The sequence below is a fragment of the Streptomyces sp. 8L genome, assembly GCF_020176795.1.
Lineage (GTDB): Bacteria > Actinomycetota > Actinomycetes > Streptomycetales > Streptomycetaceae > Streptomyces.
Genome location: NZ_JAIUKE010000171.1, coordinates 1 through 13,609, shown reverse-complemented (window position 1 = coordinate 13,609; position 13,609 = coordinate 1). Strand labels below are relative to the sequence as shown.

The window sequence follows — 13,609 nt, the reverse complement described above, 5'->3', positions numbered from 1 at the left end:
CCACCCCCCGCCCCCCCCCCCCCCCGCGCCCGCCGCCCCCCCCCCGCGCCCCCCGCCCCCCCCCCCCGCGGGGGGGGGGGGGGGCGCCCCTTCGCCGTAATCCGGTCCCTGCCGTAATCCGGTCCCTGCCGTAATCCGGTCCCTGCCGTGATCCCGGCTCCTGCCGTGGCCGAACTCTGCCGCGATTCGGGCCTTGCTTTACGAGGACTCTTGCTGTATGTGAGCTCCGGCGCGATCCGCCCGGCCCGCGGCAAGGGCGCGAGGTGCCCAGCCCCGTGGCAGGCGCGATGCGCCCGGCCCGGGCGGGCGTGTGCGACGTGCCGTCAGCGCTCCCGCGCCGCGGCAGGCTCGCCGAGCGGCTCCCGCGCCTCGGGGGCGCGCGGCGCGGGCAGCGCGCGGTCCACCGCCTCGTCCGCCGTCAGCGCCCGGCCCCGCTCCACGCACGCCGTGTACCGCGCCCGCCCCAGCTTGGCGACGGCACGCTGCTCGCACAGCGCCTGCGGCGCCCCGAAGGAGCGCGAGCCGAACAGCGGCGGGCCCACCGAGCCCCAGATGCGCAGCGCCGCCCCGTGCAGCACCGCGCCCTCCTCCGGGTCGCCGTCGCTCGCCACCACCAGCGCCACCAGCTCCAGCGCGAGGACCAGCCCCACCAGGTCGTGGAAGGTGTGGCTGATGGTCACGCTCTCGCCGAGCAGCTCACGCGCCCGCCGGTAGCGCCCGTCCCGCCACTCCGCGTACGCCAGTACGTACAGGGCGTACGAGCGCGCCCACCGCTCCCCGCTGTCCTCGCACGTCTCCCGCAGCTGCGCGCACTCCACGGCCGCACGCCCCAGTTCGCCCTGGAACGCCTGCGACATCGCCAACTCGGCCCGCGCCATCAGCACGTTGCTGTTCAGCTCGCCGAGCTCGCGGTACACCGAGAGCGCCGCGCGCAGCAGGTGCTCCGCACGCGGCATGTCGTCCGTCAGCAGCGCCAGGCATCCCAGCCGGTGCACGGCGTACGCGTACGCCAGCCGGTCGTCCGTACGCAGGGCCTCCTCGCGGCACTCGTGCAGCGCGCGCGACGCGGTCGCCGTGTCCCCCTGGAGCACGGACACGTACCCCTGCACCCACAGGGCCTTGAGCCGGGCGCCGTCGCACCGGAGCGACTCCCGGCCCAGCGCGCGGTCCAGCCAGTAGCGCCCCTCCGCGAGCCGGCCGCAGCCCGCCCAGTAGAACCACAGGGTCCCGGCGAGGTACTGCCCGATGTGCGCCTCGCCGGGTGAACCCAGGCACAGGTCGAGCGCGGCGCGCAGGTTCGGCATCGCGCTCTCCGTGCCCGCGGCGACCTCCGCCTGGCAGGGCCCGTACCAGTCGAGTTCGTACCAGGTGGCGAGCCCCACGTACCAGTCGCGGTGCAGCGCGCGCACCCGCTCCGTGTCGCCCACCTCGTCCAGCCACTCCGCCCCGTACGCGCGCACGGTCGCGAGCATCCGGTACCGGCTGCCCGCCGGTGTCTCCTCCCGGAGCAGCAGCGACTGGTCGATCAGCGAGCCCAGTACGTCGAGCACGCCGTCGGCGGGCAGGTCGGGTCCGCCGCACACGTACTCGGCCGCGTCCAGATCGAAGGGGCCCGCGAAGACCGACAGCCGTGCCCACAGCAGCCGTTCGCGCGGAGTGCACAGCTCGTGGCTCCAGCCCACGGCCGTGCGCAGGGTCTGGTGCCGGTGCGGCGCGCCCCGCTCGCCCCCGGTCAGCAGCCGGAAGCGGTCGTCGAGCCGGGCGACGATCTGCTCGGGCGACAGCGCGGGGAGCCGGCCCGCCGCCAGTTCGAGTGCCAGCGGGATGCCGTCGAGCCGCGCGCACAGTTCGGCGACCGCCGCCCGCTCCCGGCCCTCGGGTTCAAAGCCCGGCACCCGCGCCGCGCCGCGTGCCAGGAACAGCTCCTCCGCGTCCGCCGGGGGCAGCGGCGCGAGCCGCACCGTGTGCTCGCCCTCGATCCCCATCGGCCTGCGGCCCGCCGCGAGGACACGCAGTCCCGGCGCCCGGAGCAGCAGCTCGCGCACGGCTCCGGCGCAGGCCTCCACCAGGTGTTCGAAGCCGTCGAGCACCAGCAGCAGCCGACGGCCGGCCAGGTACTCGGCCAGCACCTCGCGCGGCGGGCGCGGGCTCTGGTCCGTCAGCCGGAGCGCTTGCGCGAGGGCGTGGTCGAGGAGGTCCGGGTCGCGCACCGGGGCGAGTTCCGCCAGCCAGACCCCATCGCAGTACCGTTTCTGCCCCGCGTCTGAGCCCCACACCTCGCGCGCGGCACGCACCGCGAACCTGGTCTTTCCGACACCGCCGACGCCCACGACCGTGACCAGCCGGTCCTCGCCGCCCTCCAGCCGCGCCGCCAGCCCGGCCAGCTCGCCCGTGCGCCCGACGAACGAGGACAGCTCCGCGGGAAGGCCGCCGGGGGCGGGCCCTTCGGGGTCTGAGGCGGGGGCCGCGCCGGATGTGCCATGCATGGGACACAGAGCGTACCGAGGTGACAGCGTTCCGTACAACCGGCCTTGACGGCGGCCGGGCTCCCCGCCTCTTATCCGGTTCGGGCCGCGGGTGCCGGCGCGATAGGGTCGGAGGACGACTCTTCGGACCCCGTCGGGTGTCCGTGACCAAGCAGGAAGCGGTGCGGTGTGACCGGTGGAGAGGTGGCCGGGGTCCTGGTGGCCGTGTTCTGGGCAATCCTCGTGTCGTTCCTCGCCGTGGTGCTGGTGAGGCTCGCGCAGACGCTCAAGGCGACCACCAAGCTCGTGGCGGACGTGACGGAACAGGCGGTGCCGCTGCTCGCGGACGCCTCCGCGACGGTGCGCACGGCGCAGACCCAGCTGGAGCGGGTCGACTCCATCGCGTCCGACGTCCAGGAGGTCACCTCCAACGCCTCCGCGCTCTCCTCGACCGTGGCCTCCACCTTCGGTGGGCCGCTGGTCAAGGTCGCCGCGTTCGGCTACGGCGTGCGCCAGGCCATGTCGCGCCGTGGCGGCGTGCCGGAGCCAGGGCCGGAGCCCGTACGCCGCCGGGTGATCGTCGGACGCACGGTGCCCGCCGCACGACGCAGGAAGAAGGGCTGACGCAGCGATGTTCCGCCGTACGTTCTGGTTCACCGCGGGCGCAGCGGCCGGCGTGTGGGCCACCACCAAGGTCAACCAGAAGATCAAGCAGCTCACGCCCGAGAGCCTCGCGGCCCAGGCGGCGGGCAAGGCGGTCGAGGCCGGCCACCGGCTCAAGGACTTCGCCCTCGATGTCAGGACCGGCATGGTCCGGCGGGAGGCCGAACTCGGCGAGGCGCTCGGCATCGAGGCGCCGTCCGCACGCGCTCTCCCCCCGGCCGGGCCCCGTCCCGCCCGTGCGGTCGAAACGGGCCGTGCGAGCGGCGGGAGCGCGTCCCGCCGCCGGGGCCCAGGACCCGGCCACGGCCCCGGCAGGACCGACCGCCCCTCCAACGAGCACAACCGGAACAACGAACACAACCGGAATGAGGACCACTGATGGAGTCGGCTGAGATTCGCCGCCGCTGGCTGAGCTTCTTCGAGGAGCGCGGGCACACCGTCGTCCCTTCGGCGTCGCTCATCGCGGACGACCCGACTCTGCTGCTGGTCCCGGCGGGCATGGTGCCCTTCAAGCCGTACTTCCTCGGCGAGGTGAAGCCGCCCTTCGACCGCGCCACGAGCGTGCAGAAGTGCGTGCGCACGCCGGACATCGAAGAGGTCGGCAAGACCACCCGGCACGGCACGTTCTTCCAGATGTGCGGCAACTTCTCCTTCGGCGACTACTTCAAGGAAGGCGCCGCGAAGTTCGCCTGGGAACTGCTCACCACGCCGCAGGACGACGGCGGTTACGGCCTGGACCCCGACCGGCTGTGGATCACCGTGTACCAGGACGACGACGAGGCGGAGCGCATCTGGCGCGAGGTCGTCGGTGTCTCCCCCGACCGCATCCAGCGGCTCGGCAAGGAGGAGAACTACTGGGACATGGGAGTGCCGGGCCCCTGCGGCCCCTGCTCCGAGATCAACTACGACCGCGGCCCCGACTTCGGCGTCGAGGGCGGCCCCGCCGTCAACGACGAGCGCTACGTGGAGATCTGGAACCTGGTCTTCATGCAGTACATCCGCGGCGAGGGCAGCGGCAAGGACTACGAGATCCTCGGCGACCTGCCGCAGCGCAACATCGACACCGGCCTCGGCCTCGAACGCCTCGCGATGATCCTGCAGGGCGTGCAGAACATGTACGAGATCGACACGTCGATGGCCGTCATCGAGAAGGCCACGGAGCTGACCGGCGTGCGCTACGGCGCCGACCACGCGTCGGACGTGTCGCTGCGCGTGGTCACCGACCACATGCGGACCTCCGTGATGCTGATCGGCGACGGCGTCAGCCCCGGCAACGAGGGCCGCGGCTACGTGCTGCGCCGCATCATGCGCCGCGCCATCCGCAACATGCGCCTGCTCGGCGCCACCGGGCCCGTGGTCCAGGAGCTCGTCGACACCGTCATCAAGACGATGGGGCAGCAGTACCCGGAGCTGGAGACGGACCGCAAGCGCATCGAGACCGTGGCCCTCGCCGAGGAGGCCGCCTTCCTCAAGACGCTGAAGGCCGGCACCAACATCCTCGACACGGCCGTCACCGACACCAAGGCCGCCGGCGCCTCGGTGCTCTCCGGCGACAAGGCGTTCCTGCTCCACGACACCTGGGGCTTCCCGATCGACCTCACCCTGGAGATGGCCGCCGAACAGGGGCTGTCCGTGGACGAGGACGGCTTCCGCCGCCTCATGAAGGAGCAGCGGGAGCGCGCCAAGGCCGATGCCAGGGCCAAGAAGTCCGGCCACGCCGACCTGTCCGCCTACCGCGAGGTCGCCGACGCCCACGGTGCCACGCAGTTCACCGGATACGGCCTGACCGAGGGCGAGTCCACGGTCGTGGGCCTGCTCGTGGACGGCGTGCCCTCGCCGGCCGCCTCCGAGGGCGACGACGTCGAGATCGTGCTCGACCGCACCCCGTTCTACGCGGAGGGCGGCGGCCAGCTCGCCGACCAGGGCCGCATCAAGCTCGACACCGGCGCCGTGGTGCAGGTGCGCGACGTACAGCAGCCGGTGCCCGGCGTGTACGTGCACAAGGGCAGCGTGCAGGTCGGCGAAGTGACCGTGGGCGCGCCCGCGTTCGCCGCCATCGACACGCACAGGCGCCGCGCCATCGCCCGCGCCCACAGCGCCACCCACCTCACGCACCAGGCGCTGCGCGACGCCCTCGGCCCGACGGCCGCCCAGGCCGGGTCCGAGAACAGCCCCGGCCGCTTCCGCTTCGACTTCGGCTCGCCCGCCGCCGTACCCGGCACGGTCCTCACCGACGTCGAACAGAAGATCAACGAGGTGCTCGCCCGCGATCTGGACGTCCAGGCCGAGGTGATGGGCATCGACGAGGCCAAGAAGCAGGGCGCCATCGCCGAGTTCGGCGAGAAGTACGGCGAGCGCGTGCGCGTCGTGACGATCGGCGACTACTCGAAGGAGCTGTGCGGCGGCACGCACGTGCACAACACCGCCCAGCTCGGCCTGGTCAAGCTGCTCGGGGAGTCGTCCATCGGCTCCGGTGTGCGCCGCATCGAGGCCCTGGTCGGCGTCGACGCGTACGGCTTCCTCGCCAAGGAGCACACGGTCGTCGCCCAGCTCCAGGAGCTGCTGAAGGGTGCCCGTTCCGACGAACTGCCTGAGCGCGTGTCCGGCATGCTCGGCAGGCTGCGGGACGCCGAGAAGGAGATCGAGAAGTTCCGGGCCGAGAAGGTCCTCGCCGCTGCGGGCGGGCTCGCCGACGGCGCCAAGGACGTACACGGCACGGCCCTCGTCACCGGCCAGGTCCCGGACGGCACGTCCGCCGACGACCTGCGCCGCCTGGTCCTCGACGTGCGGGGCCGCATCCCGGCCTCCCGGCCGGCCGTGGTCGCCCTGTTCACCACGGCGAACGGCCGCCCGCTGACGGTCATCGCCACCAACGAGTCCGCCCGCGGGCGCGGTCTCAAGGCCGGCGACCTGGTCCGTACGGCCGCGGGAACCCTCGGCGGCGGTGGCGGCGGCAAGCCCGACGTCGCCCAGGGCGGCGGGCAGAACGCCGACGCCATCGGTGACGCCATGGCCGCCGTCGAGCGTCTGGTCGCCGAGACCTCGTGAGGCGGGGACGCCGTCTCGCGATCGACGTCGGCGACGCCCGGATCGGGGGGGCGGCCTGCGACCCCGACGGGATTCTCGCGACGCCGGTGGAGACCGTGCCGGGACGCGACGTCCCGGCCGCCCACCGGCGGCTGCGCGCGCTCGTCGAGGAGTACGAGCCGCTGGAGGTGCTCGTCGGGCTGCCGCGCTCCCTGCGCGGCGGCGAGGGCCCGGCCGCGGCCAAGGTGCGCGCCTTCGCCCGCGAGGTGGCGCGCGGAGTCGCGCCCGTACCCGTACGCCTGGTCGACGAACGCATGTCCACCGTCACGGCGGCGGGTGGGCTGCGGGCGTCCGGCGTGACGTCGAAGAAGGGCCGTTCGGTCATCGACCAGGCCGCCGCCGTCGTCATCCTGCAGAGCGCGCTGGAGACGGAGCGCACATCGGGCGAGGTTCCGGGCGAGGCCGTCGAGGTGGCCATCTGATCGCGGTACGGTAACGTTCCGCGCGATGCGGCGGCGTTCGAACAGCTGACGCAGAACAAAGAGGCAACGCGACCACGGAGCTCCCCGCACCTGGTCGTCCCCCTCGCGGCTTTTTGGGGATCGATGACCGACTATGGCCGGGGTTCCGGCTCCGAACCGTGGCACCCCGAGGACCCCCTGTACGGGGACCAGGGGTGGGGGGCGCAGCAGGCCGACGACGGCCGCGCGCCCCGGGACGGCGGGCCGCAGCAGCAGTACGGGCAGCAGCAGTACGGACAGCAGGGTCAGCCGCAGGAGCCGTACGGGGCGGGCCACGACCCGTACCAGCAGCAGTATCAGCAGCAGGGATACGACGGCGGCCCGTACCCGCAGCAGCAGTACCCCGGCGGGCCGTACCAGCAGCAGGGCTACCCCGAGCAGCAGCAGTACGCGCAGCAGTACCAGCAGCCCTCCGGCCGGCCCGGCCCGCAGTACGACGGCACGGGCCAGGGCTACGCGCCCGGCTACGGCCGGCCGGAACCTCAGCAGTTCCCGCAGCAGCAGGGCTACGCGCAGGGGACGCAGGGCGGCGGGTATCCGGGAGGGGGCCACGACCCCTACCAGCAGCCGCAGTACGACCCCCAGTACGGCGGCGGCTACGACACGGGCGCGATACAGCCCGTCGGATACCAGCAGCAGCCCGGCGCCTACGGGCAGGGCCCCGGGCAGCACGACGGGAGCGGGGGCGGCGGCATCCCGTACCCCCCGGGGGGACAGTCCCCGGAAGGCTACGCGGCGCCCGCACGGCCCGCGTCCTACCAGGCGCCGGCGGCCCAGGAGCCTCCGGCGGCCGCTCCGGAGCCGGAGCCCTCCGGCTGGGACGACGAGCAGCCGGAGGAGGAGACGCATCCCTTCTTCACGGGCGAGGACACGCCCCTGCCCGGACGCGGCCGGTCGAGCAGGGGCCTCTCGGGCAGCGATGACGATGACGACGACGCCGATGACGACGAGGACGCCGACGACCGGGGGACGGACGACGGGTCGCGCGGCGGAGGCAAGAAGCGCAAGGGCCGCAGCGGCGCGGCCTGCCTGGTCGTCGCGGTCGTCCTGGTCGGCGGCGTCGGCGGCGCCGGATACTTCGGCTACACGTTCTACCAGCACAGATTCGGCCCGCCACCGGACTACGCGGGCGCCGGGGCGGGAACCGTGCAGATCACCGTCCCCGACGGAGCGAACGGGTCCGACATCGCGGCGCTGCTCGTGAAGAGCGGCGTCGTCAAGAGCTCGGGCGCGTTCGTCACCGCGCAGAACCACAACCCCAAGGGCAACACCATCCAGGCGGGCGTCTACACGCTGAAGCGGCGGATGTCGGGCACGAACGCGGTGGCACTGATGCTCAGCCCGAAGAGCCGCAACGCCCTGATCATCCCCGAGGGCACGCGCGACGCCACGGTCTACACGATGATCGACAAACAGCTGAGGCTGAAGGCCGGTACGACCAGGTCCGTCGCCGCCGCCCAGCTGAAGAACCTCGGGCTGCCGGGCTGGGCCGACGACGCCAAGGACATCAAGGACCCGCTCGAAGGCTTCCTCTTCCCGGCGAGCTATCCGGTCGCCAAGGACTCGAAGCCGGAGGACGTCCTGAAGAAGATGGTCGCCCGCGCGAACGCCGAGTACGACAAGTACCGCCTGGAGGACAAGGCGAAGTCCGTGGGGCTCGACAACCCGTGGCAACTGCTCACGGTGGCCAGCCTGGTACAGGCCGAGGGCAAGACCCATGACGACTTCCGCAAGATGGCGGAGGTCATCTACAACCGGCTCGATCCGGCCAACCAGCAGACGCAGCAGCGGCTCCAGTTCGACTCGACGTACAACTACCTCAAGGGCCAGAGCCACATCAACATCAGCGAGGCCGAGGTCAACGGCAACCACGACCCCTACAACACCTACACGCGCAAGGGCCTGCCGCCCGGACCCATCGGCAACCCCGGTGAGGACGCCCTCGCCGCCGCCATAAGCCCGACGCACGACGGGTGGCTCTACTTCGTGGCGACGGGTGACGACAACACCGGATTCGCCAAGACGTACACGGAGTTCCAGCAGCTCAAGCAGAAGTTCAACAGCAAGCAGGAAGGTCTCGGCGGATGACACGGGAGGACGGGAGCCCCTACGGGCCGCACCATGCCGGCGTCCTCGGCTCACCGATCGGCCACTCGCTCTCACCGGTGCTGCACCGCGCCGCGTACGCGGAACTCGGCCTCACCGAATGGCGCTACGAGAGCCACGAGGTGGACGAGGCCGCGCTGCCCGGCTTCTTCAAGAGCCTTCCCGACGAGGCCGGGGACGCGAGATGGGCCGGGTTCTCCCTGACGATGCCGCTGAAGCGGGCGGTGATCCCGCTGCTCGACGAGATCAGCGACACGGCCGCGTCGGTGGAGGCCGTCAACACCGTGACGTTCGGCCAGGGGCTGTACACCAAGGGCGACAACACCGACATCCCGGGCATGGTGGCCGCGCTCGCCGAACGCGGGGTGGACACCGTCGAGTCGGCCGCCGTCCTCGGCGCCGGCGCGACCGCGTCGTCCGCGCTCGCCGCGCTCGCGACCGTGTGCACGGACCCGGTCGTCGCGTACGTGCGCAGCGACGCGCGCGCCGCCGAGATGCGCGGCTGGGGCGAGCGGCTCGGCGTGGACGTACGGACGGAGCCGTGGGCGAGGGCGGTCGAGGCGTTCGACGCGCGGCTGGTGATCGCGACCACGCCCGCGGGGGCCACGGACGAGCTCGCCGAGCGGGTGCCCGCCCGCCCCGGGACGCTGTTCGACGTCCTGTACGAGCCGTGGCCCACGCGGCTCGCGGCGGCCTGGTCGGCACGGGACGGCCATGTGGTCTCCGGGCTCGACCTGCTGGTGCACCAGGCCGTCCTCCAGGTCCGGCTGATGACGGGGCTGCCCGAGGCCCCGCTCGCGGCGATGCGGGCGGCGGGCGAAGAGGCACTGGCGGCCCGCCGGCGGTGACCGGGGCGGCGGGGGCCGGCCGCTCCCGTCTGGGTCGCTCGGCCCGTCCGGCCCCGTCGTTCTTGCAGTCATCCGATGATCGGGTCAGTCATCTGACCGGACGAGTCGTCCGTCCTGTGGACCGGCGGCCGGGGCCACACCCGGCTCGTGGGAGGATCGGAGCACGGCAGACCGGGCCGCCCGCCCGGTCGCGTCGCAGCAGTTCCAGGCGCGGACATGAGGAGCACCGTTGAGCAGGTTGCGCTGGCTGACGGCGGGGGAGTCGCACGGCCCCGCACTCGTCGCGACGCTGGAGGGTCTTCCCGCCGGCGTCCCGGTCACCACGGACGCCGTCGCGGACCACCTGGCCCGCCGGCGCCTCGGGTACGGGCGCGGGGCGCGGATGAAGTTCGAGCGCGACGAGGTCACCTTCCTCGGCGGCGTGCGGCACGGCCGCACCCTCGGCTCCCCGGTCGCGGTCATGGTCGGCAACACCGAGTGGCCCAAGTGGGAGCAGGTCATGGCGGCCGACCCGGTCGATCCCGCCGTGCTCGCCGAGCAGGCGCGCAACGCGCCCCTGACCCGGCCGAGGCCCGGCCACGCCGACCTGGCGGGCATGCAGAAGTACGGCCTGGACGAGGCGCGGCCCATCCTGGAGCGCGCGAGCGCCCGTGAGACCGCCGCGCGCGTGGCGTTGGGCGCGATCGCCCGCTCCTACCTGAAGGAGACGGCCGGCATCGAGATCGTCTCCCACGTCGTGGAGCTGGCCTCGGCCAAGGCGCCGCGCGGCGTCCTGCCGAAGCCGTCGGACGTGGAGCGCCTCGACGCCGACCCGGTGCGCTGCCTCGACGCGGACGCCAGCAAGGCGATGGTCGCCGAGATCGACCAGGCCCACCAGGACGGCGACACCCTCGGCGGCGTCGTGGAGGTCCTCGCGTACGGCGTGCCGGTCGGCCTCGGCTCGCACGTCCACGCGGACCGCAAGCTCGACGCGCGCCTGGCCGGCGCCCTGATGAGCATCCAGGCCATCAAGGGCGTGGAGCTGGGCGACGGCTTCGAGCTGGCGCGGGTGCCCGGCTCGCAGGCCCACGACGAGATCCTGGTGACGGACGAGGGCATCCGGCGCGCCTCCGGCCGCTCCGGCGGCACCGAGGGCGGCCTCAGCACGGGCGAACTGCTGCGGGTGCGGGCCGCGATGAAGCCCATCGCGACCGTGCCGCGCGCGCTGGCCACCGTCGACGTCGCCACCGGCGAGCCCGCCAAGGCCCACCACCAGCGCTCCGACGTCTGCGCCGTGCCCGCCGCCGGCATCGTCGCCGAGGCGATGGTCGCGCTGGTGCTCGCGGACGCCGTGGCCGAGAAGTTCGGCGGGGACAACGTCGCCGAGACCCGGCGCAACGTCGAGTCGTACCTAGAGCACCTGGCGATCCGGTGACCGCGCCCCTGATCGTGCTCGTCGGCCCCATGGGGGTCGGCAAGTCGACCGTGGGCGAGCTGCTCGCCGAGCGCCTCGGCGCCCAGTACCGCGACACGGACGCGGACATCGTCGCCGCCCAGGGCAAGGAGATCTCCGACATCTTCCTGGACGACGGCGAGCCGCACTTCCGGGACCTGGAGCGCGCGGCGGTCGCCGCCGCGCTCGCCGAGCACCCGGGCGTCCTGGCACTCGGCGGCGGCGCCGTCCTCGACGCCGGCACCCGCGCGCTGCTCGGCGGACTGCCCGTGGTCTACCTGTCGATGGAGGTCACGGAGGCCGTGCGGCGCACCGGGCTGAGCGCGGCCCGCCCGCTGCTCACCGTGGTCAACCCGCGCCAGCAGTGGAAGCGGCTCATGGAGGAGCGGCGCCACCTGTACACCGAGGTCGCCCGCGTGGTCGTGGCCACCGACGAGCGCACCCCTGAAGAGGTGGCGGACGCCGTAGTGGACGCACTGGAACTGAGGAAGGCATGACGGAGCAGACAGCGGACCAGGCGGTCACCCGCATCCAGGTCGCCGGCACCGCCGGCACGGACCCCTACGAGGTGCTGGTCGGCCACCAGCTGCTGGGCGAGCTGCCCGGGCTCGTCGGCCGGGCCAGGCGCGTCGCCGTGATCCACCCCGAGGCGCTGTCCGAGACGGGTGAGGCGCTGCGCGGCGACCTCTCGGCGCAGGGCTACGAGGCGATCGCCGTCCAGGTGCCGAACGCCGAGGAGGCGAAGACCGCCGAGGTCGCGGCGTACTGCTGGAAGGCGCTCGGGCAGAGCGGCTTCACCCGCACCGACGTCATCGTCGGGGTCGGCGGCGGCGCCACCACGGACCTCGCCGGATTCGTCGCCGCGAGTTGGCTGCGCGGGGTGCGGTGGATCGCCGTGCCGACGACCGTGCTCGGCATGGTCGACGCGGCCGTCGGCGGCAAGACCGGCATCAACACCGCAGAGGGCAAGAACCTCGTGGGCGCGTTCCACCCGCCGGCCGGGGTGCTGTGCGACCTCGCCGCGCTGGAGTCCCTCGGCACCCACGACTACATCAGCGGCCTGGCCGAGATCATCAAGGCGGGCTTCATCGCGGACCCGGCCATCCTCGGTCTCGTCGAGTCCGACCCCGAGGGCGCGCGCAGCCCCCGCGGCCCGCACACGGCCGAGCTGATCGAGCGGTCGATCCGGGTGAAGGCCGAGGTCGTCTCCAGCGATCTCAAGGAGTCCGGCCTGCGCGAGATCCTCAACTACGGCCACACGCTGGCCCACGCCATCGAGAAGAACGAGCGCTACAAGTGGCGGCACGGCGCGGCCGTCTCCGTCGGCATGGTCTTCGCGGCCGAACTCGGCCGGGTCGCGGGCCGGCTCGACGACGCGACCGCCGACCGCCACAAGGCGGTCCTCGGCTCCGTCGGCCTCCCGCTCACGTACCGGGGCGACCAGTGGCCGAAGCTGCTGGAGACGATGAAGGTCGACAAGAAGTCGCGCGGTGACCTGCTGCGCTTCATCGTGCTCGACGGACTCGCCAAGCCGTCGGTCCTCGAAGGCCCCGACCCGGCGTTCCTGGTCGCCGCGTTCGGGGAGGTCGCGCAGTGACCCGGCGCGTGCTCGTGCTCAACGGCCCGAACCTCGGCAGGCTCGGCTCCCGCGAGCCGGACATCTACGGCGCGACGACGTACGCGGGCCTGGTCGACACGTGCGAGACCTTCGGCAAGGAGCTCGGGCTCGACGTCGAGGTGCGCGAGACCAACGACGAGGGCGAGATGATCCGCTGGCTGCACGAGGCGGCCGACGGCAAGCTGCCCGTCGTGGTCAACCCCGGTGCGTTCACGCACTACTCGTACGCCATGAAGGACGCGATGGCCCAGCGCACCGCGCCCCTCGTCGAGGTGCACATCTCCAACCCGCACGCGCGCGAGGAGTTCCGGCACAACTCCGTGGTGGCCTCCGTCGCCAGCGGCACGGTCGCCGGGTTCGGGATCGGCTCGTACCGGCTGGCCCTGCGCGCGCTCGCCGAGGAACTGACGGCCTGAACGCCGTTCCCGGCGCGGGGGCCGGGAGCGGTACCGTTCAGTAGGCAACACCCCGGTCGCACGAGACGGAGTGGCAGGAGATGCAGCACCCGATGGGCTCGCCCGAGGACGACCGGCACCTCTCCGTCTGGGCTCCGCCCGCCGCGCCCCCGCAGGGCCAGGCCCCGCTGCGGGCCGGGGACGGCGGCACAGCGCTCCCGGACCCCGAGGACGACGACGCCTTCGTCCTCCAAGACCCGCAGGACCCACAGGGCCTACGGGACCTACAGGGCCTACAGGGCTCACAGAACCCACTGGCCCCGCAGGACTCCCACAACCCACAGGACCCGCGAGACCCGCAGGACCCCCACAACTCACCGAACCCGCGAGACCCGCAGGACTTGCACAAGCCGCGGGCCACGCACAACCCGCCGGACCCGCGGGGCCCGCAGGACCGGGGGGTGCGGGCGCCCGGCCCCTTTGGGGGGGGGGGGGGGGGGGGGCCCCCCCCCGGGGGCCCCCCCCCCCCCCCCC

General features: G+C 73.2%; 11 protein-coding genes. 10 read left to right on the top strand and 1 reads right to left on the bottom strand.

Annotated features, from left to right (window positions below; translation table 11 throughout):
• Positions 1 to 323: 323 nt before the first annotated feature.
• Complete coding sequence (locus LCE31_RS16160; RefSeq protein ID WP_225014962.1) at positions 324 to 2,486, bottom strand: ATP-binding protein; 2,163 nt, start codon at positions 2,484 to 2,486, stop codon at positions 324 to 326.
• A 168-nt stretch (positions 2,487 to 2,654) separates the two neighbouring features.
• On the opposite strand from LCE31_RS16160, the gene LCE31_RS16155 reads away from it, so the two are divergent.
• From LCE31_RS16155 to aroQ, 10 genes are all read left to right on the top strand, one after another.
• Positions 2,655 to 3,089 carry a DUF948 domain-containing protein gene (locus tag LCE31_RS16155; RefSeq protein WP_225014961.1) on the top strand — a complete coding sequence of 145 codons (435 nt, stop codon included), beginning with the start codon at positions 2,655 to 2,657 and terminating at the stop codon, positions 3,087 to 3,089.
• Positions 3,090 to 3,096: 7 nt separating this feature from the next.
• Positions 3,097 to 3,507: a hypothetical protein gene (locus LCE31_RS16150; protein ID WP_225014960.1), complete on the top strand. Its 411-nt coding sequence runs from the start codon at positions 3,097 to 3,099 to the stop codon at positions 3,505 to 3,507.
• On the top strand, positions 3,507 to 6,176 hold the full coding sequence (alaS, locus tag LCE31_RS16145) for an alanine--tRNA ligase (protein ID WP_225014959.1): 2,670 nt from the start codon (positions 3,507 to 3,509) through the stop codon (positions 6,174 to 6,176). The genes LCE31_RS16150 and alaS overlap by 1 nt, the downstream gene beginning before the upstream one ends.
• Entirely contained in the window at positions 6,173 to 6,637 is a 465-nt protein-coding gene (gene ruvX, locus LCE31_RS16140) for a Holliday junction resolvase RuvX (protein WP_225014958.1), read from the top strand. The genes alaS and ruvX overlap by 4 nt, the downstream gene beginning before the upstream one ends.
• 123 nt (positions 6,638 to 6,760) lie before the next feature.
• On the top strand, positions 6,761 to 8,764 hold the full coding sequence (gene mltG / locus LCE31_RS16135; protein WP_225014957.1) for an endolytic transglycosylase MltG: 2,004 nt from the start codon (positions 6,761 to 6,763) through the stop codon (positions 8,762 to 8,764).
• Complete coding sequence (locus tag LCE31_RS16130; protein WP_225014956.1) at positions 8,761 to 9,630, top strand: shikimate dehydrogenase; 870 nt, start codon at positions 8,761 to 8,763, stop codon at positions 9,628 to 9,630. Before mltG ends, LCE31_RS16130 begins: the two co-directional genes overlap by 4 nt.
• 229 nt (positions 9,631 to 9,859) lie before the next feature.
• Positions 9,860 to 11,044 carry a chorismate synthase gene (aroC, locus tag LCE31_RS16125; protein ID WP_225014955.1) on the top strand — a complete coding sequence of 395 codons (1,185 nt, stop codon included), beginning with the start codon at positions 9,860 to 9,862 and terminating at the stop codon, positions 11,042 to 11,044.
• On the top strand, positions 11,041 to 11,559 hold the full coding sequence (locus LCE31_RS16120) for a shikimate kinase (protein ID WP_374118480.1): 519 nt from the start codon (positions 11,041 to 11,043) through the stop codon (positions 11,557 to 11,559). The genes aroC and LCE31_RS16120 overlap by 4 nt, the downstream gene beginning before the upstream one ends.
• Positions 11,556 to 12,659, top strand: a complete 1,104-nt coding sequence (gene aroB, locus LCE31_RS16115) for a 3-dehydroquinate synthase (protein ID WP_225014954.1) — start codon at positions 11,556 to 11,558, stop codon at positions 12,657 to 12,659. Before LCE31_RS16120 ends, aroB begins: the two co-directional genes overlap by 4 nt.
• A complete protein-coding gene (gene aroQ, locus LCE31_RS16110; protein ID WP_225014953.1) occupies positions 12,656 to 13,096 on the top strand; it encodes a type II 3-dehydroquinate dehydratase in 441 nt (146 codons plus the stop codon). Before aroB ends, aroQ begins: the two co-directional genes overlap by 4 nt.
• Positions 13,097 to 13,609: the final 513 nt, after the last annotated feature.